The sequence below is a fragment of the Massilia endophytica genome (assembly GCF_021165955.1).
GTDB classification, from domain to species: domain Bacteria; phylum Pseudomonadota; class Gammaproteobacteria; order Burkholderiales; family Burkholderiaceae_D; genus Rugamonas; species Rugamonas endophytica.
This window is the reverse complement of the sequence record NZ_CP088952.1, coordinates 3,665,981-3,689,980: the sequence shown is the minus strand read 5'-3', so window position 1 is coordinate 3,689,980 and position 24,000 is coordinate 3,665,981. Positions and strand designations below refer to the sequence as shown.

Sequence of the window (24,000 nt, the reverse complement as noted above, 5' to 3'; positions counted from 1 at the left end):
TGCCATGAGCAAGGCAATCCGCATGTCCCGGACCGGCGGTCCGGAGGTGATGGAGTATGTGGACGTGGACGTGGGGCCGCCCGGCCCCGGCGAAGCCACCGTGCGCAACGAGGCCATCGGCGTGAACTTCATCGACGTCTACTTCCGCACCGGCCTCTATCCCCAGCCCCTGCCGAACGGCCTGGGCCAGGAAGGTGCGGGCGTGGTGGAGGCGGTGGGCGAAGGGGTCACCGAGGTGAAGGTAGGCGACCGCGTGGCCTACGCCGCCCGGCCCAACGGCGCCTACGCGCAGCTGCGCAATATGCCTGCGAACATCCTGGTGGTACTGCCAAAGCAGATCGCCTTCGATACCGCCGCCGCGATGATGCTGCAGGGCATGACCGTGCAGTACCTGCTGCACCGCACGGCCCAGCTGAAGCCGGGCGACACGATTCTCTTCCATGCTGCCGCGGGCGGCGTCGGCCTCATTGCCTGCCAGTGGGCGCGCGTGATGGGCGTGAACCTGATCGGCACCGTGAGTTCGGAAGAGAAGGCGGCCCTCGCCATCGAGAACGGCGCGGCGCACGCCATCAACTACAAGCGCGAGAATTTCGTGGAGAAGGTGAAGGAGCTCACGGAGGGCAAGGGCGTTTCCGTGGTCTACGACTCCATCGGCCAGGACACCTTCTTCGGCTCCCTGGACTGCCTCTCGCCCCTGGGCCTGATGGTGAGCTTCGGCAATTCCTCCGGACCAGCGCCCGCCTTCTCGCCTTCCGAGCTGCAGTCCCGCGGTTCGCTGTACGTGACGCGGCCCACGCTGGGCCACTATGTGGCCAAACGCGAAGACCTGGAAGCGTCAGCTAAATCCCTGTTCGGCGTGGTGGCCAGCGGCGAGGTCAAAATTGCAATCAATCAACGCTATAATCTGGCCGATGTGGGACAGGCCCACACCGATCTGGAGTCGCGCAAGACCACCGGTTCGTCCATCCTTTTACCGCACTGAACATGACTGAACCTCATTCGCAGGACGATGACGACGGCAGCCCGAAGTTCGGACGGCTGCTCATCGTTCTGCTCTGCGCCGTGGCCCTGGTGGGCCTCATCACTTTCGCCAGCGAAAAATATTTTTCATGACACGACGTATCCTTGCCGCCGCGCTCGTCCTGGGCGCGGCTGGCGGCGCGCATGCCGCCGCACCGCAAACGCCCGAGCAATGGCGCGCCGCCCTCCAGCGCGATATCGAGGCGGGCTACCAGCTCACCCTGGAGAACCACCCCGGCGTGCATGATGTGCACAACACGGATTTCCTCAAGCACCTGCAGGCCGCCCGCGACGGCGCGCTGGCGCTGTCCGGCAAGGTGGAAGACGCCGCGGGCTATGCCGCCGCCATCCAGCGTTTTACCGTGCTGGTGCGTGACGGCCATGCGGGCCTGTTCTGGAAAGTGGATTCCTATCTCAAGCCGGAGCGCTGGCCCGGCTTCGTTGCCGTATGGCGTGGCGACGGCATCTATGTGTACGCCTCCGAGCCGGGCGGCCCGGCGCGCGGCGCGCAGATTTTGTCCTGCGACGGAAAGTCCGTAGAGCAGCTGATGCGGGACAATCTGTTCAGCTTCCTCGGCCGCATCGACGAGCCGGGCCAGTGGTGGTCCATGAGCCGCTGGCTGTTTACGGACCGCCACAATCCCTTCATCCAGCTGCCCCAGCGCTGCGAATTCCTGAGCGAAGGCAAGCGCAGCACGCGGCAGCTGGCCTGGCAGGAGCGGACCGACCAGTACGTGAAGTGGCGCAACGAAGCCATCAACGGCGACCGCCTGCCCGTGGGCCTGACGGAGCCGCGTCCGAAGCTGTTCTGGGCCGCCATGCCCACATTCACTCCGGAAGCGGCCGACCGCGACGCCTACGCCGCCATGAATCGGGAGGTGGCCGCGAAGCGCGACCGCTTCCTCGACGCGGATGCCGTGGTGATCGACCTGCGCCACAACCAGGGCGGTTCCTCCACCTGGAGCAGGAATTTTGCGGCGGCGCTGTGGGGCGAGGGCCGTGTCAAGCGCCGCATGGACGCCTACTTTGCGAAAACCGAAACCTGGTATCGCGCCTCGCCCGGCAACACCGCCTATTTCGGCGAGCTGGCCGAGCGCATGGTCGCCGAGAAGCAGCCGGACACGGAAGCCTGGGCGCGCGGCATCTCCAAGGGCATGCAGGCGGCCCTGGCCAAGGGCGACAAGTTCTGGGTCAAGCGCGACGAGGACGACGGCAAGCCCGTGCCCAATCCCGAGGCGGACGTGGCGGGCGATCCGCCTGCGTTCACGAAGCCGGTGTACGTCATCGTGCCGGGCCAGTGCGCAAGCGCCTGCCTCGACGCGCTGGACGTGTTCACCCGCTTCCCGAACACGAAGCTGATCGGCGCGCCCAGTTCGGCCGACTCCACCTACATGGAAGTGCGCCTCGTTATGCTGGAATCGGGCTTGGCGGGCGCCATCATTCCGAACAAGGTCTACGTGGGCCGCCCACGCGGCAACGGCGTGGGCTATGCGCCCGCCATCATGGTGAGGGATGTGGACTGGTCCACGTCCACCTTCCTGAGAACCGTCGAACGCGACCTGGCCGGAAAATGACAGTTAAGTGTAGCAGCCCAGACAGACCTGACATCAACGCCGGAGAAGTTAGAGTCCTATGCAATTGCCCTGGGCAGAGGGGGGCGGCATCATTTGCGGCCTCCTAACCCTTGACGCGCTCCTTCTCGGAACGGACGAAACATGCACGGGAATATCAAAAAGGCGCTTCTTCACAAAGCACAGGAACTCAATCGTTGTGCTTCAGAACATTTGTCAACCGTTCAAGCTATCGTGGGAGAGTTGGACGCGCACGTTGATGGGCGAACAAAGGTTGATGAGTCGAGAATTGCTGACCTTGTCAGCAAGCTGACCAGGTTCACTCTTGGGGTTCCGGTATCCATACCACTAGAATCAAACACACATTTCACAAGAGGCGTGAAGTACTCGGAAGGCGACAACGGACGCTTCTATAGAACGACCTCACGTCTTTCATATATCCCGGAAGATCTCGCGCACCGTGCTCCGCAGGGACGGTTAAATGCGGCGAAGGAGCCGGTTTTCTATGCAAGCCTTGATACGCAGAGCGCTAGTGTCAGTGCCGTTTTGGCAGAGATCAACGCGGTTACAGGCGATGTCGTAAATTTCCTTTACTCGACAACTCGCCGTGACCATGCAGGAGCGCTTCACGTAATACCAATTGGTATCATGGCTTATTTCAAGCGTGGCGTTCCGGTTCCTTTTAGCCTGCATCCGTCGTTCAGGGCGATTCATCAATTTCTTTGCGAACAGACTGATCCCGTCGCTATGAGCGCAATTCACTTGTGCGACGACTTCATGGACACGCTTCTATGTGCGCCTGTCATCGACAATGATGGCAGAGAAAAGCCGGGGCTATACGATGTTACGTCGGCGCTTGCGAGAGATTTCTTGGCAACGCCCATTCTCGATGGGATACTTTATCAATCAACGAAGTCTGAGCAATTCCCCAATGTTGCACTGAAGCCGAAAGCAGTTATTGAAAAACTCACCTACGTCGCCGCATCGGCGTACAGGGTTGTGGATACAAGCGAAGAATTTGGATATTCGCTTCAATGTCTCGGCAATGGCATAGTGGATGGCGAGAACATAATCTGGCTGCCTTAATTTGGGCGCGGCAAAGCCATAGTTACGATGCCGTCGAACGGCGGCAACGGGTACGGATGTATCCAGTTATCGGGCCGTGGGTCAGGTCAAGTTCGAGCCAGTACAAATTAAGGTACGTATGGGGATACCTGCCTTGATGTGCGATGTTTAGCAACTACCTGCACACGATCTCGACCACCGGCGGCGCTGGTGCCTTTGGTAGCGAAGTTCTTACCGAGCACTCTCGCACTCCGGTCCCGTCGATACGACGGAATAGTTGAATTTCGCCGCCCTGTCCGTAGGCGCAATAGACCCAGCTCTCCCCGTCGGAACCAACCGGGTATCGCGTTTCGCTCCAGCCAACCTTGGACTTTACATCGCTGCCACGCAGGTCTGCCGGTGGATAGAGTTCGACGGGGCCTCCCACCATACCGCCGCCTGAAAGCAGCAGTTCCGGTCGAACAGTTGCTATGGCGCCTTGCCACTCCTGCGGCACTTCGGCAAGTTTCACAACTCGGGTCAGGTAGCGTTCAGGACATTGCATGCGCAATTCGGCCCCGAGAGCTGCAAGTGGTATAGATGCGATGGCAGTCACAGTCAGGATAGTTTTCATTTCACCACGTAGAAATGCTCTGCGTTGTCGGAGTCGTCATAGATGTTGCCCTCGCTGTGCATCTTTTGTCCCCGGCGCGGAACGCTGCGGACGCTGATGGCCTTTTTCCGATCGCCGGTCCATTGGTCCATCATCACGATAGAGGTAGGTTTGCCGTCAGGACCCCTCGGCCCGAATTCGACGAAAAATGCAGCGTGATTACCTTTCGTCTTGCCCGGCCAACGCCCTTCTCTTGTAAAGTTGGCGATCACGGTTCCCGGTGCAATGATTGTCGCATCCAATACCCGCTCTCCCTGCCGCCAAGTTGTGGTGTGGCCGACGTTAGTGTAGTGCTGCACCAGCCGGACGCATTCACCGCCGTCCACCTTGGGTTTGTCCTGTAACTTTCTCACGTCGCTGTACACGTATGGCATACCTGCACCTCACGCAGCGATTTTGTTAGCCGCGCAATCCCAACCGCCGGTAGTGCTACCTTGTACCCCACCCTGGATGCTTTGCTTCGTATAGGCCCACTTGATCTTTGAATACGCCAGTTGGACATGCTCCGTGATAATGCCCCCGTCAGCACTATTCGGTGCCACGTCCGAAATCATCACGTGCTCCAGCTCCACTCGAAAATAGGGGATAGGTTTGCCGTCGCCATCTGCTCGCATGAACTCGAATACAGCTTTGGCAATTGTCTTGCCAGCGGCGCAGGTCTGGAGCAGGATCGGCGAGGCCAGGTCCGCAAGCTTGTCGAACTTGATGTTGGCAAGCTCGGCACGGCCACTGGTGTGGCCACCTGCCGTCGATATCGTCGTGGCCCGCGGTTGATGGACAGCCTAGACAACATGGGAAATTTCGATCCAGTCCCTGTGCCTCTCATCGGTCGATTCTCCCTTGATGCCCTCAATTTGCAGGTATGCGTCAACGGCCATGATGTGTCCCCCAAAGAAATCGGTTGAGAGACCATTGTCGTGATGGTCGACTTTCGGTGAATTGATGGGCGTCAACTAACCCAGGCTGCAAAGCGGTACGCCGGTCAAAATAAAAATGCCGTTCAGAACTAATTGAACGGCATTTCATCGGAGTTCCTTTGCCTACTGCTGCTGGGGCTTCAGCTCCAGCTCCACCCGCTTCGCCTTCCCGCTCTCGCCAGGGAATCCCGTGAAGGCGCTCTGCACCAGGGCGGGCATGACCAGTGGCGTGGACTGCTTGCGGCTGGTGTTGTTCACCGTAACGTCGAACAGCTTCTTGCCGGACATATTGTTGATCGTCACCCGCAGATTGCGCTCGTAGTTATGCTGGATGACCTCGCGGAACTGCATCGGCCCGTACATCCAGGGATCGTAGTACGGACGGAAGCCGTAGTAACGATAGCGGTAGCGGCCCGGATAGTAGTGGTAGCGGGCGAAGCCGTAGGGACCCCAGTAAGGACCCATGTAGAAGGGATCGGCCGCTTCCAGCACGCGGGTAGGGCGGTCGATGGTGCTGAACTGCATGCCCACGCGCAGCTTGGCCTGGTCCGGGCTGCCGGCCTGGGTAAAGCCCAGCTTGGCCAGCTCGCCGCTCACCAGGTTCTGGTAGCTGCGGTATTCCAGGGTGTCCTCGGCCGGGGGCGGGGTCTCGAAGACATACGATTTGTCCTGCAGCTCCGGCGGCCACTGATGGAAGACGGTGACATCGCTGCGCAGGGTGGTCGCACACCCGCCGAGCAGCAGCGTGGCTGCGGCAGCAAGGATGGCTAAGGCTCTCATGATTCTGCTCCTACATTGAATTGGTATTTCCTGTCCATCAGTTTAGGACTGGCACTCCTCGTACGCATGAATATTACAGAATGTTACGGCAGCTGTGGCAGCAGAAACTTTCACCCCCTGTTCCGCTACGGTGCGGCCCCTCGGCAGGGGCCGTGTTGGTAAAATAAGGTTTTCGTCTTTACCACACCTCCTGCCATGCGTACCGACAGCCCCCAGACGATTTATCGTAAAGACTACACCCCTCCCAGCTACCTCGTGGAGACTGTTGAACTCGGCTTCGACCTCGATCCTGCGCGCACCATTGTGTCCAGCCGGCTCACGCTGCGCCACAATCCGGACAGCAAGAACCGCGACCTGGTGCTGCAGGGGGAGGAAATCGAACTGGTGGCCCTGCGCCTGAACGGCGTGGCCCTGGACGAAGGCCAGTATGTTCTGGGCGCCAACACGCTCACCATCCGCAAGGCGCCGCTGAACGCCGTGCTGGAAATCGAGACCCTGTGCGCCCCGGAGAAGAACACCAGCCTCTCGGGCCTCTACGTTTCCAACGGCAACTTCTTTACCCAGTGCGAGGCCGAAGGCTTCCGCCGCATCACCTACTTCCCGGACCGCCCGGACGTGATGGCCAGGTACACGGTGATGCTGCGCGCGGACAAGGCCAAGTACCCCGTGCTGCTCTCCAACGGCAACCTGGTGGAAGAGGGCGAGCTGCCGGACGGCCGCCACTACGCCAAGTGGGAAGACCCGTTCAAGAAGCCGTCCTACCTCTTCGCCCTGGTGGCGGCGCGACTCGTGTGCCAGGAAGAGACCATTACCCTGCAGTCCGGCCGCGAAGCCCTGCTGCAGGTATGGGTGGAAGAGGGCAACCTGGACAAGACCGACTACGCCATGCAGTCCCTGAAGAACTCCATCCGCTGGGACGAGGAGCGCTGGGGCCTGGAGCTGGACCTGGACCGCTTCATGATCGTGGCCGTGGGCGACTTCAATATGGGCGCCATGGAAAACAAGGGCCTGAACATCTTCAATACCAAGTTCGTGCTGGCCAACCCGCGCGTGGCGACGGACATCGACTACGCGGGCATTGAAGCCGTGGTGGGCCACGAGTACTTCCACAACTGGACCGGCAACCGCGTGACCTGCCGCGACTGGTTCCAGCTCTCGCTGAAGGAAGGCCTCACGGTGTTCCGCGACCAGGAATTCTCGGCCGACATGATCGGCACCGATACGGGCCGCGCTGTCACGCGCATCGACCAGGTGCGCACCTTGCGCCAGGCCCAGTTCCCCGAGGATGCGGGCCCGATGGCCCACCCCGTGCGTCCCGACTCCTTTGTGGAGATCAACAACTTCTACACGCTCACCGTGTACGAAAAGGGCGCCGAGGTGGTGCGCATGTACCAGACCCTCCTGGGCCGCGAAGGCTTCCGCAAGGGCATGGACCTCTACTTCGCCCGCCACGACGGCCAGGCCGTGACCTGCGACGACTTCCGCGCCGCCATGGCGGACGCCAACCAGCGCGATCTAAGCCAGTTCGAACGCTGGTACAGCCAGGCCGGCACGCCCATCGTCACGGCGCGCACGCGCTACGACGAGAAGGCGAAGCTGTTCGAGCTGACCCTGAGCCAGCGCTGCCCCGCCACGCCGGGCCAGGCGAAGAAGCTGCCCTTCCACATTCCGGTGGCCGTGGGCCTGCTCGATGCGGAAGGCCGCGACCTGATTCCCACGCGCGTGCTGGAACTGACGGAAGCCGAACAGACCTTCCGCTTCGAAGGCATCGCCGCCAAACCTGTGCCATCCCTGCTGCGCGATTTCTCCGCGCCCGTGGTGCTGGAATATGCCTACACGGACGAAGAACTGCTCCACCTGTTCCGCCACGACTCCGATCCCGTGAACCGCTGGGAAGCCGGCCAGCGCCTGGCCATGGAGCGCCTGCTCAAGCTCACCGCCGCCGTGCAGGCAGGCGAGGAACTGGAGCTGGACTACACCTTCATCGCCGCCCAGCGCGCCCTGCTGCTGGACGAGTCCCTGGACGCCGCCTTCCGCGAGCAGGCGCTCATGCTGCCATCGGAGACCGTGGTGGCGGAGAACATGGAAGTGGCCGATCCCCAGGCCATCCACGCCGCGCGCCAGTTCATGCGCAAGACCATTGCCACGGTGCTGCGCAGTGAACTGCTGAACACCTACCGCGCCAACGCCACGCCGGGCGCCTACAGCCCGGACGCCGTGTCGGCGGGGAAGCGCGGACTGAAGAACCTGGCCCTGTCTTACCTCGCCCTGGGCGGCGAGGCGGAAGCCCTGGAGCTCGCCGAGCGCCAGTTCAACGAAGCCACCAACATGACCGACCGCTCCGCCGCGCTGATTGCGCTGGTGCACAGCGGCGGGAGTCCCAGTCGTATCCTGGACGCCTTCTACCAGGAATTCAAGAGCGAAGCACTGGTCGTTGATAAGTGGTTTTCTATACAGGCAATGGCGCCGTCGACCGATGTGCGAGCTGTGCGAGACCTTATGCGGCACCCCGCTTTCACGCTGAAGAACCCGAACCGGGCGCGCAGCCTGATCTTCAGCTTCTGCAACGGCAATCCCGCCCAGTTCCATGCGAAGGATGGCAGCGCCTACGACTTCTGGGCCGAGCACGTGATCAAGCTCGACGCGATCAATCCGCAGGTCGCCGCGCGCCTGGCGCGCAGCATGGACCGCTGGCGCCGCTATTCGCCGGAGCTGCAGGTGCACATGCGCCACGCGCTTGAACGCGTCGCCGCCGCCACGCCGCTGTCCAACGACGTCACGGAAGTCGTCAGCAAGGCGCTCTCGAACTAAGTCACAGATTACAACTACTACAGGAACTTCATGAAACGCATCAGCCTCACCCAACACCTCGTCGAAGAACAACGCCTCCACCACAACATCCCCGCCGAGCTGCGGCTGCTGATCGAAGTGGTGGCGCGCGCCTGCAAGACCATCAGCCACTCGGTAGGCAAGGGCGCCCTGGGCGACGTGCTGGGCGCGCTCGAATCCGAGAATGTGCAGGGCGAAGTGCAGAAGAAGCTGGACGTGATCTCCAACGAGATCCTGCTCGAAGCGAACGAATGGGGCGGCCACCTGGCGGCCATGGCATCGGAAGAAATGGAATCCATCCACCCGATTCCCAACCGCTACCCGAAGGGCGAATACATGCTGCTCTTCGATCCGCTGGACGGCTCCTCGAACATCGACGTGAACGTCTCCATCGGCACCATCTTCTCCGTGCTGAAGGCCCCCGAAGGCATGGCCGTGCCCACCGAGAAGGACTTCATGCAGGCGGGCAGCAAGCAGGTGGCCGCAGGCTACGCCGTGTACGGCCCGCAGACCATGCTGGTGCTCACCACGGGCAATGGCGTCAACTGCTTCACCCTGGACCGCGAAATGGGCTCCTGGGTGCTCACCCAGCGCAATATGCAGATTCCGCCGAAGACGAAGGAATTCGCCATCAACATGTCCAACCAGCGCCACTGGCACCCGCCTGTGCGCCGCTACATCGACGAACTGCTGGCAGGCAGCACCGGCCCGCGCGGCACGGATTTCAACATGCGCTGGATCGCCTCCATGGTGGCGGACGTGCACCGCATCCTGAACCGCGGCGGCGTCTTCATGTACCCGGCCGACCTGCGCGACACCTCCAAGCCGGGCAAGCTGCGCCTCATGTACGAAGCCAACCCCATGGCCTTCATCGTGGAACAGGCGGGCGGCATGGCCACGGACGGCAAGCACCGCATCCTGGACATCCAGCCCGAAAAACTCCACCAGCGCATCCCGGTCTTCCTCGGCTCTCGTGACGAGGTGGCGGTGGTGACCGGCTACCACCACGCCTAACGTCGTTCCCGCGCAGGCGGGAACCCAGGAGTGTGCCAATACACCCCTGGATTCCCGCCTGCGCGGGAATGACGCATCGGGTACTAGACCGCGGCAGGAATTGTTTGTTAGAATATTGCTCTTTGCCGGTGTAGCTCAGTTGGTAGAGCAGCGCATTCGTAATGCGAAGGTCGTAGGTTCGACTCCTATCTCCGGCACCAGATTCAAGCAAAAGCCCGCATGTGCAAGCATGCGGGCTTTTTGTTTTAATTGATCAATTGACGATACAGCTCTGGGCTCTAGTCGAGATGATTATTTGTATGAATCTTCTGGTAGAGTGGTAAAAACTGTGGAGAAAAAGATGGTCGACGTACATCAGTCAGATGTCGAGGATAGAACAGCAAATTGGAATCGCTGTATTTATGTGGATCAGACAATTGACGAAGAATTGGTTCGTATACTCACGCCTCAAATACTGCGTCTGCGATCGGAAAGCAGTCAGCCGATCACCATCGCCATAAATAGCGCCGGCGGTTCTATCTCTGCAATGGAGACCTTGGTTGGGTTGCTCACTGGGCCGGATCAGGACGGAATAGAAGGCAAAACTGTCGCAGTTGTTACTGAGCGTGCATATAGCGCTGCGGCCGTGCTTCTTGCTTCTAGCTCTTATTCTGTGGCTTTGCCACACACGGATATCCTTTTTCACGATGTCAGGTATGGCGGCATGGAAGATGTCACACCGGCCAGCGCCAAAGTCGCCGTGAGTCAACTACAGGAGATAAATGAAACGTTCTCCTTACAACTAGCTGATCAGATTTTCAGTCGCCTCGTCTGGAACTATATTCACTTCATTGGCGACTTCGAAGGGATTGTTGCGCAAAATGACAAGGTTCACTCGCAGTTCGCCAAAACTATAGCCGCATGCAAGGCCGTCTATGATGGCGAGAACGGCGTTGATCTGGCGAGCTTTGCAACATGTCTTTGGGTGAACGTGTCTCGGGAAAATGAGTGTCTAGTGCTCAACGCTATGCGCCACCTGCACAACTGGGGGATTATGACGAATCTCGCCAAATCCTTCCCAGATTACAGGCAAAAAGGGCGCCATTCGCGGCCCGGTCTTTTGGACGGCCCCAAGAAACTCTTCGAAACTATCAGCAGGGCTACGAAAATAGCCGATTCATCTGATGTATGGAGCGCGAGTGAAGCCGACATGAAGTTGGTAATCTCATTGCTAGTCGCAAACGCTACTCGTGCAAACGTCGGTCGCCCTATGCCGATGGCAAAATTGTTAGATGTCGTGTCGGATGATTTTAAAATGATTAGATCCATTGACGATCCACGACATCTACGCAGTACGATCGGTTTCCTCACCAAGCATAAAGAGATTTTCTTCTCAGGGGACGCGCTAAGGGCATTAAATGGAAAAGATGAGGAAGCTAAGAGGCATGCGTTAGCTCGTGCGCTCCCGAGCGGGAAAATGTTTTGGCAGTTTTGCGTCCTATTGTGCAGAGAATTGTTCAATGGGGAGCACAAAATTACCCCCACGGACGCGCAAGTCCTTGGCCTAATTGATGAAGTCCCAGGAGAGAATGTTGTTGAATCCCTGCGCGATTGGTTGAAGTCCAAACTCCAACCACCTCAGGTGAAACGAGGCCGACGAAAAGTCAACGAAGCTTAGATCGAGGGATGGGCTTCCCCGCGAGCATGCCCGCCTCGTTTTTTATCAGTGAAGGCTTGTTCCGCTGCACAACTGCAACAAAGTCAGACTGCGATGCAGAAAGAAAGTTCTCTGCTCGCGTGACCGCGGCCTTGGACGCGACAACGCTAGTCTTCTGTTTCCCAGCCGAGCTATGGTTCCTGGTTAGCGAAACAACCTTGGCATGCTTAGCGACTTTCATGTTCACTCCTATGTACTCCGTAGTGTACACGATCATGGATTCCCCAGTTTTTTGTGAAGGCGTACGACTTTACGTCCTTTCACGACCTCATTCACATAGCCCAGCTGCTTGTACATCGAAACGAGTGGTTGGACCGGATTCTGTATGGATGTCTCACTGCATTCTGCCAAGATGGCAAAGGTGTCGAGAAAGCGAGTAGCAATCGCAGCAACCAATCCTTTTAGTGGATGTGCTCTTGGGTTCCCCTCCAGATAATGGATTGAGGCGACAACCCGGCGATTACTCACTCGCCCACAAGCAAGTCCGCATAGTTCGTCGCCATGCCAGATAGCCAATTCTACCCTACGAGGACGACGGCGGAATTTCCGCGCTATGTAGCCCCACTCAAACCCTCCCCAGGTATCCGCTTGTGCCAATGCCTCATCCGATAAGTCGGTCAATCTTACCCCCTCAGGTGCAATCGACGCAATGTGCGGCAGCGTCATTTCTCGCGCTAACGCGCGAAGGTGAATGTATGTGTCTGCGGAGGTGTTCGCTGTCTTGAGCATCGAGCAAGAGACGTGTAGGAGGAAAGCTGATTGTACGACACTTCGCAGATATCTTTGGAGCGCCAACGCTCAAGAGACAATAGGTCTTATCGGTTGCAATTATGGCAGTGGCCATAAGTACCTGCTGTCATAAGTCACGCCGAACCGAAGCGCGTTCGAGATGGCGCTGCTACAAAGTGATAGCAAAACAGGCGCCTGGGCCTACGAACTTCGCGTAGCGTACGGCGCCGCCGTTGCGGTGGACGAGCTGGCGGACCATGGCGAGGCCGATGCCGCTGCCTCTGGCCTTGGTGCTGAAGAAGGGCGTGAAGATGTTGGCCAGCAGGTGATCGGGTACACCGGGGCCATTGTCGCAGACCTCGATGCGCAGGCGGGCGCCGCGTGTGAGGCGCGCTGTCACCGAGATCATTGGCTGGGAAACGTTCGCTGTCGCTTCCTCGGCGTTGTGCAGCAGATTGACGAGGGCCTGTTCCAGCTGGCCGGAATCGGCCATCAGTTCCAGCGAATCCGGTTCGACGCTGAAAGATGCGTTGGCGAACAGGGCGCGCAGCCGCGCGAACATTTCGCTCAGCACGATGCGCTGGGGCCGCGCTTCGGGCACGCTTGCCAGGGTGCGGTAGCCGCTGACGAAATGCGTCAGGCTTTCCGCGCGGCGGCCGATGGCATCCATGGCTGTGCCCAGATCGCCACGCAGGTCGGCAGGCAGTTCCGCGTCCCGCAGCATCTCGCGGGCCGTCTGCGACAGCGAGGCGACCGGGGTGAGGGAGTTCATCATTTCGTGGGTCAGCACGTGTACCAGCTTCTGCCAGGCGCGCATGGCTTCCGCTTCCAGCTCGTCCTCCACCGGTATCAGGGCAATCAGGCGCTGGGGCTCGCCATCGAGCGTGACCGCGTTCGATGTGGCGAGCGCACGCTCAGGGCCGGCTTCCGTTTCGTACTCGACGATCTTGCGCTGGCCAACCGGGAGGCTGGCCAGCACCGAATGAAAAGTCTTTGTCTCGATGATGCGGCCGGGCGCGAGCAGGCGGCGTGCGCGCGTGTTCAGCGTGGTCACTTCTCCCCGTGCGTTGGCGCTGAAGATGGCGACCGGAGCATGTTCAAGCTGGGTCTCGAAGTGCAAGGCGCGGGAGGACAGCTCTCCGAGCTCGCGCGGCAGGCCAACCGGCACTTCCAGCGGCAGCGTTTCTGCATTGACCTGCAAGCGCCGGATTGCTCCCCGCAGCAGCGCTGCGCCGAGGACGGCGCCAAGCGCTCCGCCGGCAAGCAGGGGAGCCTCGCCAGCATGCCAGCCGATGCCAGCGGCTGCAGAAGCCGCGGCGAGCAGCAGCGTACCAGAGGCGGCCTTGCGTGCCGGTGCGCCCTCAGAGGCCATATTTGCCCAGCTTGCGGTAGAGGGCGGCGCGGCTTACGCCAAGCAGGCGCGCGGCGCGGCTGATATTGCCCTGTACCTGGGCGAGGGCCGCAGCGATGGCGTCGCGTTCCAATGCGTCCAGGCGTATCGTGTCGGCTGCACGGTTCACAGCAGGCGCCATTTCCGGCTGCGCCATGCCGAAATCGGCAAGCGCGTAGTTCTCGCCATCGCAGAGGATCACGGCGCGCTCGCAGGCGTGCCGCAGGGCGCGCACATTGCCCTGCCATGGGTTGCTGCACAAGGCGTCGAGCGCGGAAGGGGAAAGCTGGCGGGCAGGCTTGCCGTACTGCCGCTGGTAATGGGCGAGGTAGTGGTTCAGCAGCAGGGGAATGTCTTCCCTGCGCTCGCGCAGCGGCGGCACGCGCAGCACAATGGTGTTGAGCCGGAACAGCAGGTCCGGCCGGAAGTGCTGCGGGTCGTACAGCGACGCTTCCGCCAGATTGGTGGCGCTCACGATGCGCACGTCGATCGTTTGCGGACGGTCGGCGCCGAGCGGCGTCACTTCGCGGCGTTCCAGTGCGGTCAGCAGCTTGGCCTGCGCTGGCAGCGGCATGTTGCCGATTTCGTCGAGGAAGAGCGTGCCGCCGGAGGCAGCCAGGAAGCGTCCCGCGCGATCATTGCGCGCATCGGTGAAGGAACCCTTGCGGTGGCCGAAAAGCTCGCTCTCCAGCGTTGTTTCGGGAAGGCTGCCCATGTCCACCGCCAGGAACTGGCCCGTGGCGCGGCGCGACGCTTCGTGAATGGCGCGCGCAGCCAGCTCCTTGCCCACACCGTTCTCGCCCAGCACCAGTACATTGGCCTCGGTCGGCGCCACGCTGGCGATCAGCCTGCGCAGCTGTTTCATTGGCGGCGAGTCACCCATCAGGGCGCTGTTTTGCGTCGGCGCGGCGGACGTCGTGCGTTGGATCATCGCCTCATCGACGGCGGCGGCAAGGCGCGCGTTGTCCCATGGCTTGGTGATGAAGTCGGCGGCGCCGCACTTCATCGCCTCCACCGCCAGCGCCACATCGGCGTAGGCTGTCATGACGATGACCTGGGGTGGATTCGTCAACGCGCGCAGGCGTGCAAGAGCCTGCATGCCCTCGCTGCCGTCCGTGCGGCCCGCCTGGAAATTGAGGTCGAGGAGCACGACATCGGGCGCGCTCTCCTGCAAGGCATTCGCAAGCTGGCCGGGGTGCGCCAGCGTTGTGATGCGCGCGCCTGTGCGGCGCAGCGAAAGCTGCGCGGCGTAGGCCACATCGGCGTCGTCTTCCAGGATGAGAATGTGGGCTTGCATGATCGGCCGATTCTAGCAGCGGCGCTTCATCGCGGGCAATCTCCGGAGCTCGCTGCACGGTCAAGTGTCCGGAATCGGACACCCAGGTGTGCGATAGCGGTCGCGCGGTATTGCCAGGTTCCTGCCGTAGCCGTTGCGGCGGCGGTGGCACGCTTGTTGCTGAATACCGGGCATGACACATTCGAACGCAAACATTTCCGGCAATTCCATGGACCAGGCGCTGCCGCGGCGCAGGTGGCGTGGCGGGCGGCTGAAATGGATCGCCGCCGTGGCGGCGATGGCTGCAGCGGCCATGCTGGCCTGGAGTCTCATGCCCAGGGGCCTGCGGGTGCCGCTGGCTGAGGTTAGGATCGCGGTGGTGGAGCAAGGCGTATTCCGCGACGATGCCGTCGTGCGCGCAACAGCCGCACCGCTGCATTCGGTGATGCTGGATGCTGTGGAGTCGGGCCGCGTGGAGGAGGTCTTCGTGCGCGACGGCGCCAAAGTGAAGAAGGGCGATGCGCTCTTCCGTCTCTCGAATCCGCAAAGGCGGCTCGAAATGCTGGCGCGCGAATCGGAGCATGCGCAGCAGATCTCGAACCTGACCAACATGCGCGTTACGCTCGAAGCGGCGAACACGGAACGGCAGCGCCGTGCATCCGAGCTGGCTTTTGCGCTGGAACAGGCCAGGAAACAGCACGAGCGCCAGCGGGCACTTGCAGCGAAGGGTTTTGTGTCGGCCAGTGCTCTGGAGGAAGCGGCGGACCGCGTGGTGCAGCAGCAGCGGCTCTTCGATCTGGCGCGGGAGAGCAACCGTGTGGAAGCGGGCATCCAGCGCAATGCCATCGAGCAGATGGAGCAGGCGACGGCGCGGCTGGCCGCCGGTTTGCGCCTGGTGCGCGAATCGGTCGACGCGCTGGCGGTCCGTGCGCCCGCTGACGGCAGGCTGACCGACTTCTCCCTCCAGCTGGGAGAGGCGGTGAGGGCGGACCAGCATCTGGGCCGCATTGACGACATGGAGCGCTACAAGCTCACGGCCCAGATCGACGAATACTACCTGAACCGCATCGTCGCGGGCCGCGCCGCGCGTGCGCAGATGGGCGGACGGACGTATGCGCTTACCGTCAGCCGCATCTTCCCGCAGATCCGTGACGGCAAGTTCAACGCCGAGCTCACCTTCGCCGATGTTCTGCCGCAGGGGCTACACCCCGGCCAGAGCGTGGACGTTTCCATCACGCTTGGGGAACCTGCGCAGGCGCTGGTCCTGCCCAATGACGCCTTCGTCAACGATACGGGAGGCACGTCCGCCTATGTTGTGCAGGCGGGACAGGCCGTGCGCAGGAATATCCGGCTTGGACGCCGCAGCCACCGGCAGGTGGAAGTGCTGGAGGGATTGCGCGCGGGCGAACGCGTGATCGTTTCCTCGTACGCGGCCTTCGGCAAAAACGACCGCATCGAACTCACCGGAAAATGACACAATGACTGAAAAAGGAGATGGCATGCTTAAACTGAAAAACGTCGGCAAGACCTTCGAGGGAGGGGAGGTGCGTACCCGTGCGCTGGACGGCATCGACCTGGAGGTCGACGCGGGCGAGTACGTGGCCGTGACCGGACCGTCCGGCTGCGGCAAGTCGACGCTGCTCTCCATCCTCGGCCTGCTCGACATTCCAGATACAGGCGAATACTGGTTCGAGGGCCGCAACCTGGCGGGCATGCGCGAGCCGGAACTGAACCTGCTGCGGCGCGGACGGCTCGGCTTCATCTTCCAGAACTTCAACCTGATCGACGAACTGACCGTCACCGAGAACGTGGAGCTGGCGCTGGAGTACATGGATGTGACGGCGAAGGAGCGCCGTGCCCGCGCAGCCGCCATGCTGGAGAAGCTCGGCATCGCCCACCGCGCGAAACACCGGCCATCGCAACTCTCCGGCGGCCAGCAGCAGCGCGTGGCCATTGCGCGCGCATTGGTGGCCAGCCCTGCGGTGCTGCTGGCGGACGAACCGACCGGCAACCTCGATTCCGCGCACGGCGATGAGGTCATGCGCATCCTGCGGCAGATCAATGGCGAGGGAACCACCATCGTCATGGTGACGCACTCCCCATCGCATGCCGCCCAGGCCTCGCGCACCTTGCGCCTGCTCGATGGCCGCATCCTCGTCGATGCCTTGCAGGCCGCGTGAGGTGGGCATGAAACTGCGTGACTTCCGTTTTGGCTGGCGCATGCTGGCAGGAGAGCCGGTGTATTCCCTTGTGGTGCTGGGAGGGCTGAGCATCGGCCTCGCGGCGGCGCTGCTGCTTTTCAGCTATGTGCGCTACTCCTGGGGCTACAACGCACAGGTGCCGGATGTGGACCGGGTCTATGTCATCAAGCAGCGCTACAACGTCGATTCGCTGTCGCCGTGGTTCGACCAGGCTCCGCTCTTCCTGCGGGAAGTGGCGGCTGCAACGCCGGGTGTCGAGGCCGCCACCGCCTATCTCCCCGCGCGGCCCGACGCGATGGGCTTGACGGTACGGGTGGGCGCCCAGCTCTCGCGCCTGAATGGACTGACCGTGCTGCCTGGCTTCGCAACGATGCTGGGGTTGAGGACGGTCCGTGGCGACCTGGAAGAGGCGCTGGCGAAGCCGGAAGGCATCGCCGTGACGGAAGCAGCGGCGCGGCGCCTGTTCGGCACCGTAGATGCACAGGGCGCCACCATGCAGGTCGAAGGCAAGCTGCTGCAGGTGATGGCGATAGTCGAAACACCAGCGTCCAACACCACAGTGCCCTTCGAAATGCTCACAGGGGTGAATTCCCTTATCGTCGATGAGGAGGTGCGCAAGCAAATCGTGACCGGTGAACAAGGCTGGTGGGGCAAGCTGCTGGTCCGCACGCGGCCGGACGCACCCTTGCAGCCCGTCGCCGATGCCTTGCAGGCAGCGGTAGACCGGCACCCATCGCAGCATACCCACCCGCCGGAGGTCATGCAGCGGCTCGCGGGGCGCAAAGTGCTCGATGTGGTGCTGTCCCCGCTGCGCGAGGCCTACTTCGACCAGCAGGTCGGCGGCAATTACATTTCGCAGCCTGGTCCGCGCGGCAACCGCGCCGTCGTCGCGGGCCTGGGAGCGGTGGGCCTGCTGATTCTTGTTCTGGCGGCGATCAATTATGCGAATCTGGCTGCAGTGAGGCTGCTGCGGCGGCAGCGGGAAATCGCCATGCGCAAGGTGCTTGGGGCGAGCGTGCGGCAGATCGTGCTGCAACTGCTGGCGGAGTCCATGCTCGTCGCGATGTTCGCCGCGGTATCGGGCCTGCTCCTCGCCTGGGCAGCTTCGCCGGTGTTTGCCCGGCTGATGGACCGCGAACTGGAAAGCATGCTGACTCCCTGGAACCTTGGCCTCGCACTCGCCCTTGGACTTCTGCTCGGCGCTGCCACCGCTATCTATCCCGCTTGGCTGGCGCTGCGCGTTCGGCCCGCGCAGGCGCTGGCGGGCAAGGCGGATGCGGAGATGGCGCACAGTGCATCCTTGCGGCGCAGCCTGACGGTGTTCCAGACGGCTGCGGCAATGGGCCTCGCAGGCGTGACAATGGCGGTGGTCTGGCAGACAGCCTTTGCACTGAAGGCGTCGCCCGGATTCGATCCTTCCAGGCTTCTGATCGTGGACCTGCCGGAGGCAGTCCGCTACAGCAAGACAGCGCAGGGATTCATGGCTGCATTGCGGGCGCAGCCGGGCATCGAGGGAGTGGCGATATCGGAGGACGCGGTAGGCCGCCAGAAGACCTCCTGGGTGCGTGACCTGAAGCGTCCCGGAGGCGCCAGCGCGGTCATGGACATGAAGTCCGTCAGCGCCAACTTCTTTACCCTTTACGGCGTGGCGCCGCTGGCAGGGCGCCTGTTCGACGCCTCCCTCGACAAGGAGGACGATGCGGTCCCCCTGATCCTGAATGCAATGGCCGCGCGGGAGCTCGGCTTCTCCAGTCCCGCCGAAGCACTGGGCCAGACGCTGCTGTTCACTGGATTCGACAACAAGGTCGTGCACAAGCGCGTTATCGGCATTGCCCCCGACCTGCGTTTCCGCTCGCTGCGCGACGCACCGCGCGCGACGGCATACGAGCTCTGGACGGCGGGCGCTACGCTGACGGTGCGCGCGGCCTCCCTTCCAGACGCGGAACGCACAGTGCGCGGACTGTGGCCGGGCTACTTCCCCAATGCGATGCCCAGCATTCAGCCCGCGGCTGCAATCCAGCAGGCGAACTACGACGAGGAAGCGCGGGTGTCGCGGCTTCTCGCTGCCGCAAGCTGTGTTGCCCTGGGCATCGCGGCCTTTGGTTCCTATGTCATGGCGGCGCGCAGCGTGCAGCGCCGTGCCAAGGAGTTCGTGCTGCGCAAGCTGCATGGCGCCCGCCGGCGGGATATCGGCCTGCTGCTGGCGCGCGATTTCGGCGCACTGGTGCTGATGGCGGCCGTGCTTGCACTGCCGCTGGCGGCGCTGGGTATCGAGCGTTATCTGGCGGGCTATGTCGAGCGCGCGCCGGTAGGCTGGTGGACTATCGCCGGGGCGCTGGCTGCCACCGCACTCGTCGTTTGCATGGCCGTAGTGCGGCACGCGATTCTGGCCATGCAGGCGAAACCCGCAGATGCCCTGCGGCTGTAGGCGAAAGGCCTGCCCGCGGTTCAGGGCAGGGCATGGCTGTCGCCGACCAGTGCATGCATGGTGCCGAACTGCTCGCGGTACTCGCCCGGCGTCAGGCTGGTGTGGCGCTTGAACACCTGGCGGAAGTGCGCCACGTCCTGATAGCCGACCTGCATGCCCACGCGCTGGATGGAGCTTGCCCCGTTCTCCAGCAGTTCCTTTGCCGCGCCGATGCGCAGCGCCTGCAGGTACGCTCCCGGCAGCTGTCCCGTGGCTGCCTTGAAGCGGCGCAGGAAGCTGCGCGGGCTCATATTCACGCGCGCAGCCAGCACATCCGCCGTGATCGGCCTGGCGAAGTTCAGGCGCAGATACTCTTCGATATCGCGCATCTCGCCGTCTTCGTGCGGCCGTGTGAGCAGCGGGACGCTGTAACTCGTCTGGTTCTTGCGCGGCATGGCCAGCAGCAGTGACTTCGCGCACTGCAAGGCCACTTCACGTCCCGCGTACTTCTCCACCAGGAACAGGCTGAGGTCCATCGATGCATACACGCCGCCGCTGCAGAACACGCCGCCGTCCTCGGTAACGAAGCGCTCCGGGTGCCATTGAACGAGCGGATAGCGTTCCCGCATCTGCTCCGCAATCGCCCAGTGCGTGGTGGCGACACGGTGGTCCAGCAGCCCGGCCTCGGCCAGGTAGGCGACGCCCGCGCAGATGCCCGCGACGGCGCTGCCTTGCGCATGCCGTTCCCGCAGCCACTGAACGATGCGCGGATCGGCGGGCTGCTCGTGGAGGTTCACGGTCGGCACCAGGATCAGGTCCGTGCTGCCCACGTCCAGCACATCCACATGCGGCATGATGCCCAGCGCACCGATGCATTCGAGCCGCCTGCCGCCGATGGACGCAAGCTGCACCTCGAAGCACGGCGCATGGGGCTGGCCATGGAAGCCGTTCCACAGCCTGCCCGCGGAATGAAAGATATCGATCGGGCCGAGCGCAGGCGAAGAATAGGTCGCATCGACCATCAATACGGTGACCCGGGTGAGCTGCCGCGGGTTGTCAGGTGTCGGTTTCATAAGCCTTGCACTATCGCACGGAGACCGTTGGCATTCCCGCCAACCAGGGGTGGCAAATGCGCCATCGTCGTCAAAAAGGCGCATATCCCACCGCTTTTTGGCGGAAATCCCATCTTCTTGCCCACCGCCGTATCTGGGAAAGTAGCACATCGCCGCAAGAAAGGAAAAATATGAACATCGCAAACGACGCCGTGGCCAGCTGCCCGGTGGGACTGGACACTGGCAGGCTGCGCCTCCAGGTGCGCTCCATGTATGAGCGCGTTGCCAGGGACCCGGCCGAAAGCTTCCACTTCAATACCGGGCTCGACTACGCCGTGGCGCAACTTGGCTATGAACGCGCCGCCCTCAAGCAGCTGCCGCGGCGCTGTGTGGACCGCTTCGCTGGCGTCGGCAACCCGCACCGTGCGGGACAGATCGCGGAAGGCGCCACCGTGCTCGACCACGCCTGCGGTGCAGGCATGGACCTGCTCCTGGCCGCCACGAAGGTGGGGCCGAACGGCCGGGTGATCGGTGTGGACATGACACCGGCCATGCTCGACAGCGCATGGCTTGCCGCCCACGAGGCGGGGTTGACCGGGCGGGTGGTCCTGCACCAGGGTGTGTTCGAGGACCTGCCTGTGCCGGATGCGAGCGTGGATGTGGTGCTCTCGAACGGCGTTCTGAACCTGGCGCCGGACAAGCCGCGCGTCATGCAGGAGATTGCGCGCGTGCTGCGGCCGGGCGGGCAGCTGCTGCTTGCCGATGTGGTGGTCGACCGTCCGCTCAGCGCCGCGGCGCGCAGCGATGCGGACCTGTGGGCCGCCTGCGTGGGTGGCGCCGTGCAGGCGCAGGAGCTCCTGCGGTTGGCTGACGATGCCGGGCTGGCCGGCAGCCATATTGTCGAAACATTCGACTGCTTCCGCGGCACTGCCGTGGAGCGCAAATTCGGGCGCGCCGTGCGTGTGGCGGCGGTGTCCATCTCGGCTCGGAAACGGGCATGACCTGCGGCATTTGCCGCCTATTCAGAAGGAAGGAAATACCATGTTGAAGAAATTTGTCATCGAGCGCGACGTCCCAGGCATCGGCAGCAACACGCCGGACGGCTTCTGCGCCATCGCCAAAACCTCGAACGCCGCGCTGGATGCGCTGGGGAACGACATCCAGTGGCAGGAAACCTTCGTTGTCGCGGACAAGACCTACTGCGTCTACCTCGCCAAGGACGCGGACATCATCCGCAAGCACGCCGAAACGAGCGGCTTCCCCGCGAACCGCATTTCGGAAGTGGTCACCGTAATCGATCCATCCAGCGCCGCTGCCTGAAGCGGAATCAATAGCTGGTCAATGCCGCCGGCTGGCCGTTCTTGAAGGTGAAGATGGTCACCGGCGACGATTTCATGTCGCCTTTGGCGTCGAAGGCGTAGGTGCCCGCCACGCCGCTGTAGCTGCCCGCTGAAATGGCGGCCCCCACCTTGGCGGGATCGAGCGAGTTCGCCTTCTGCATGGCGGCGGCGTACATCTGCATCGCGTCGTAGTAGGAAGCGGCGTACACGTCCGGCTCGGCGTTGAAGCGCTTTTTGAACTTGGCCTTGAAGGCCGGGCCCTGCGCCGCCTTGTCCAGCAGGGCGCCGCCCTGCGAGCACAGGACATTGCTGCCCACCGCGTCGCCACCCAGCTTGCCCAGTTCGGCGGTGCAGATCGTGTCTCCGCCCAGCAGCCTGGCGTTGATGCCCAGCTGCCTGATCTGGCGCGCCATCGGCCCGGCCTGCGGTGCATAGCCGCCGAAGAAGATGGCTTCCACTTTCTTCGCTTTCAGCTTGGTGAGGATGGCGGTGAAGTCCACGGCCTTGTCGGTGGTGTACTCGTGGGCTGCCACCGTCATGCCGGAGGCGCGCGCCTGCTTCTTGAATTCCTCGGCCAGGCCCTGGCCGAAGGCGGTGCGGTCGTCGATCACGGCGACCGTTTTCAGTTTCAGTTCCTGGGCCGCGTAGAGCGCCATCTTGGAGCCGAGCTGGGTATCGCTGGCATTCACGCGGTACAGGTTTTTGTAGCCTTGCTGCGTGAGCTTGGGGTTGGAGGCTACCGAGGCCACCACGATGCCCGCGTCGTTATAGACGCGCGATGCGGGAATGGCCACGCCCGAGTTGTAGGGGCCGACCACGTACTTGATACCGCTGTCCGAGAACTTCTGCGCGACCGAGACTCCGGCTTTCGGATCGCCCTGGTCGTCCTCGGACACCAGTTCGAATTTCACTTTCTTGCCGCCGACGGTGATCGGCTTGGCGTTGAGCTCCTCGATGGCGAGGCGCGCGCCGTTCTCGTTGTCCTTGCCGGAGAAGGCCTGGGCGCCCGACAGGGGACCGCTGTGACCCACCTTCACCACTGCTTCCTGCGCCATGGCGCCTGCAGCCAGGCCTGCCAGCGCGAGCGCGCCCAGGGAATGCTTCACATTCATCGGATCTCCTGTCGTTTGTTATGAGAATCCGTGAATTATCCACAATACTGCCGGGACCGCAAGCTAAGTCTTTCCGGGAGGCAGGGGAGGGATCTGCTGGCTTGGCAGCGTTTGCGGGTCGGGCGGGACGGCCTCGGATGGCTGAAGGCCTTCGAGGCCGGATACCGCGCCCGGTTCGGCGCCGGCAGCGCGGCCCTCGTCGATCTCGAGCTCTACCGTGTCCTTGATGAGAGGCGGTCGGTTCATGGCATACCTCCTTTTGCAGCAGGGTGCACGCGGCGCGGCGCCGCGTCCGTGTTCCGGCTCACACAATCGGCGCATTTGCCCGCTGCTGAGCACCCCGCTCGACCTTTGTTAGATGACGCACGGTGAAGCCGCAACGATCGGCCTATTGTTGTCCGTGCAAGACCGCAACCACTAACGAACGAGGAATCACATCATGGACAACAGCAAGGACCAGAATGCGAATGCAAGCGGGACCGCTAGCGGCACCGTAACGCCGATCGGCAACACCACCCGCAACGACCTGCACAGCAGTATCGACAAGGCTGCCGAGAAGAGCGCGTCGGCGCTCGAGCGCGCCGCCACCAGCGCCCGCGACACGGCGGACAAGCTGGCCGAGAAAGTGCCGGAAGCCACCGACCGCATCGTCAACAAGGCGCACGAGGGCGTGGACCGCCTGAGCGATGGCATGAACAATATGTCCGGCAAGCTGAGCGAGAAGGCGGGAGAACTGAGCGTGGCTTACAAGCGCTTCGCGGAAACCGGCGCCAGCTATGTGCGCAAGAGCCCGGGGGTGTCGGTACTGGTGGCAATGGCGGCGGGATTTGCCGTGTCGAAGCTGCTGGGGTCGCGGAAGCATTGATTGCCTGGACGCTGCCGACTGTGTTCGGTGGCGGACTGAGGTATCGGGGACAGACCCTGGTTTCGGCTTAGCCGAAAGCAGGGT

Annotated in this window: 21 protein-coding genes, 1 tRNA gene and 1 pseudogene; 14 read left to right on the top strand and 9 right to left on the bottom strand. The window is 62.4% G+C overall.

Going from position 1 to position 24,000, the window contains the following annotated elements:
- Window positions 1–4 precede the first annotated feature (4 nt).
- The 4 genes from LSQ66_RS16840 (at window position 5) to LSQ66_RS16830 (ending at window position 3,677) form a co-directional block, all read left to right on the top strand.
- A complete protein-coding gene (locus LSQ66_RS16840) occupies window positions 5–982 on the top strand; it encodes a quinone oxidoreductase family protein (RefSeq protein WP_231766345.1) in 978 nt (325 codons plus the stop codon).
- A gap of 2 nt (window positions 983–984) precedes the next feature.
- Entirely contained in the window at window positions 985–1,113 is a 129-nt protein-coding gene (locus LSQ66_RS24730) for a hypothetical protein (protein ID WP_269449094.1), read from the top strand.
- Window positions 1,110–2,594, top strand: coding sequence for a S41 family peptidase (locus tag LSQ66_RS16835; RefSeq protein ID WP_231766344.1), 1,485 nt, complete (start codon window positions 1,110–1,112; stop codon window positions 2,592–2,594). Before LSQ66_RS24730 ends, LSQ66_RS16835 begins: the two co-directional genes overlap by 4 nt.
- Window positions 2,595–2,735: 141 nt before the next feature.
- Window positions 2,736–3,677: an RES domain-containing protein gene (locus tag LSQ66_RS16830; protein WP_231766343.1), complete on the top strand. Its 942-nt coding sequence runs from the start codon at window positions 2,736–2,738 to the stop codon at window positions 3,675–3,677.
- Window positions 3,678–3,831: 154 nt separating this feature from the next.
- Here the strand turns inward: LSQ66_RS16830 and LSQ66_RS24820 are convergent, their stop codons facing one another.
- The 4 genes and pseudogenes from LSQ66_RS24820 to LSQ66_RS16815 all read right to left on the bottom strand — a co-directional run bounded on the left by LSQ66_RS24820 (window position 3,832) and on the right by LSQ66_RS16815 (window position 6,005).
- A complete protein-coding gene (locus LSQ66_RS24820) occupies window positions 3,832–4,269 on the bottom strand; it encodes an STY0301 family protein (RefSeq protein WP_407659532.1) in 438 nt (145 codons plus the stop codon).
- Window positions 4,266–4,682: a BPSL0067 family protein gene (locus tag LSQ66_RS16825; RefSeq protein ID WP_231766342.1), complete on the bottom strand. Its 417-nt coding sequence runs from the start codon at window positions 4,680–4,682 to the stop codon at window positions 4,266–4,268. Before LSQ66_RS16825 ends, LSQ66_RS24820 begins: the two co-directional genes overlap by 4 nt.
- A 9-nt stretch (window positions 4,683–4,691) precedes the next feature.
- Window positions 4,692–5,186 (bottom strand): annotated as a pseudogene (locus LSQ66_RS16820) (Hcp family type VI secretion system effector).
- A gap of 162 nt (window positions 5,187–5,348) precedes the next feature.
- The gene (locus LSQ66_RS16815; protein ID WP_231766341.1) at window positions 5,349–6,005 is read right to left on the bottom strand and encodes a DUF4136 domain-containing protein; all 657 of its coding nucleotides are present in this window, start codon (window positions 6,003–6,005) and stop codon (window positions 5,349–5,351) included.
- A gap of 195 nt (window positions 6,006–6,200) precedes the next feature.
- Here LSQ66_RS16815 and pepN point away from each other — a divergent pair, with 195 nt between their 5' ends.
- From pepN to LSQ66_RS16795, 4 genes are all read left to right on the top strand, one after another.
- A complete protein-coding gene (gene pepN, locus LSQ66_RS16810; RefSeq protein WP_231766340.1) occupies window positions 6,201–8,816 on the top strand; it encodes an aminopeptidase N in 2,616 nt (871 codons plus the stop codon).
- A 30-nt stretch (window positions 8,817–8,846) separates the two neighbouring features.
- Window positions 8,847–9,848, top strand: a complete 1,002-nt coding sequence (locus tag LSQ66_RS16805; RefSeq protein ID WP_231766339.1) for a class 1 fructose-bisphosphatase — start codon at window positions 8,847–8,849, stop codon at window positions 9,846–9,848.
- A 124-nt stretch (window positions 9,849–9,972) separates the two neighbouring features.
- A tRNA-Thr gene (locus LSQ66_RS16800) sits at window positions 9,973–10,048 on the top strand.
- Window positions 10,049–10,188: 140 nt separating this feature from the next.
- Window positions 10,189–11,505 (top strand): ATP-dependent Clp protease proteolytic subunit, encoded by a 1,317-nt coding sequence (locus LSQ66_RS16795; RefSeq protein ID WP_231766338.1) that lies wholly within the window; start codon window positions 10,189–10,191, stop codon window positions 11,503–11,505.
- Between the two features lie 937 nt (window positions 11,506–12,442).
- Here LSQ66_RS16795 and LSQ66_RS16790 read toward each other — a convergent pair.
- Together LSQ66_RS16790 and LSQ66_RS16785 are read right to left on the bottom strand one after the other, a co-directional pair.
- Entirely contained in the window at window positions 12,443–13,645 is a 1,203-nt protein-coding gene (locus LSQ66_RS16790; protein ID WP_231766337.1) for a sensor histidine kinase, read from the bottom strand.
- A complete protein-coding gene (locus LSQ66_RS16785; protein ID WP_231766336.1) occupies window positions 13,635–14,960 on the bottom strand; it encodes a sigma-54-dependent transcriptional regulator in 1,326 nt (441 codons plus the stop codon). The genes LSQ66_RS16790 and LSQ66_RS16785 overlap by 11 nt, the downstream gene beginning before the upstream one ends.
- Before the next feature lie 172 nt (window positions 14,961–15,132).
- Here LSQ66_RS16785 and LSQ66_RS16780 point away from each other — a divergent pair, with 172 nt between their 5' ends.
- The 3 genes from LSQ66_RS16780 to LSQ66_RS16770 are packed head-to-tail and all read left to right on the top strand — an operon-like array spanning window position 15,133 to window position 19,568.
- Window positions 15,133–16,413: an efflux RND transporter periplasmic adaptor subunit gene (locus LSQ66_RS16780; protein ID WP_231766335.1), complete on the top strand. Its 1,281-nt coding sequence runs from the start codon at window positions 15,133–15,135 to the stop codon at window positions 16,411–16,413.
- Between the two features lie 25 nt (window positions 16,414–16,438).
- A complete protein-coding gene (locus LSQ66_RS16775; RefSeq protein ID WP_231766334.1) occupies window positions 16,439–17,119 on the top strand; it encodes an ABC transporter ATP-binding protein in 681 nt (226 codons plus the stop codon).
- Window positions 17,120–17,126: 7 nt separating this feature from the next.
- Window positions 17,127–19,568 carry an FtsX-like permease family protein gene (locus LSQ66_RS16770; RefSeq protein WP_231766333.1) on the top strand — a complete coding sequence of 814 codons (2,442 nt, stop codon included), beginning with the start codon at window positions 17,127–17,129 and terminating at the stop codon, window positions 19,566–19,568.
- 20 nt (window positions 19,569–19,588) lie between these two features.
- Here the strand turns inward: LSQ66_RS16770 and LSQ66_RS16765 are convergent, their stop codons facing one another.
- Window positions 19,589–20,620: a GlxA family transcriptional regulator gene (locus LSQ66_RS16765; RefSeq protein ID WP_231766332.1), complete on the bottom strand. Its 1,032-nt coding sequence runs from the start codon at window positions 20,618–20,620 to the stop codon at window positions 19,589–19,591.
- A 170-nt stretch (window positions 20,621–20,790) separates the two neighbouring features.
- Between LSQ66_RS16765 and LSQ66_RS16760 the strand changes: the two genes are divergently transcribed.
- The gene (locus LSQ66_RS16760) at window positions 20,791–21,600 is read left to right on the top strand and encodes a methyltransferase domain-containing protein (protein ID WP_231766331.1); all 810 of its coding nucleotides are present in this window, start codon (window positions 20,791–20,793) and stop codon (window positions 21,598–21,600) included.
- 40 nt (window positions 21,601–21,640) lie between these two features.
- The gene (locus tag LSQ66_RS16755; RefSeq protein WP_231766330.1) at window positions 21,641–21,919 is read left to right on the top strand and encodes a DUF4242 domain-containing protein; all 279 of its coding nucleotides are present in this window, start codon (window positions 21,641–21,643) and stop codon (window positions 21,917–21,919) included.
- A 7-nt stretch (window positions 21,920–21,926) separates the two neighbouring features.
- Here LSQ66_RS16755 and LSQ66_RS16750 read toward each other — a convergent pair whose 3' ends face one another.
- Both LSQ66_RS16750 and LSQ66_RS16745 read right to left on the bottom strand, forming a co-directional pair.
- Window positions 21,927–23,051, bottom strand: a complete 1,125-nt coding sequence (locus LSQ66_RS16750; protein ID WP_231766329.1) for a branched-chain amino acid ABC transporter substrate-binding protein — start codon at window positions 23,049–23,051, stop codon at window positions 21,927–21,929.
- A 63-nt stretch (window positions 23,052–23,114) separates the two neighbouring features.
- Complete coding sequence (locus LSQ66_RS16745; protein ID WP_231766328.1) at window positions 23,115–23,297, bottom strand: hypothetical protein; 183 nt, start codon at window positions 23,295–23,297, stop codon at window positions 23,115–23,117.
- A 193-nt stretch (window positions 23,298–23,490) separates the two neighbouring features.
- Between LSQ66_RS16745 and LSQ66_RS16740 the strand changes: the two genes are divergently transcribed.
- Window positions 23,491–23,916, top strand: a complete 426-nt coding sequence (locus tag LSQ66_RS16740; protein ID WP_231766327.1) for a hypothetical protein — start codon at window positions 23,491–23,493, stop codon at window positions 23,914–23,916.
- Window positions 23,917–24,000: the final 84 nt, after the last annotated feature.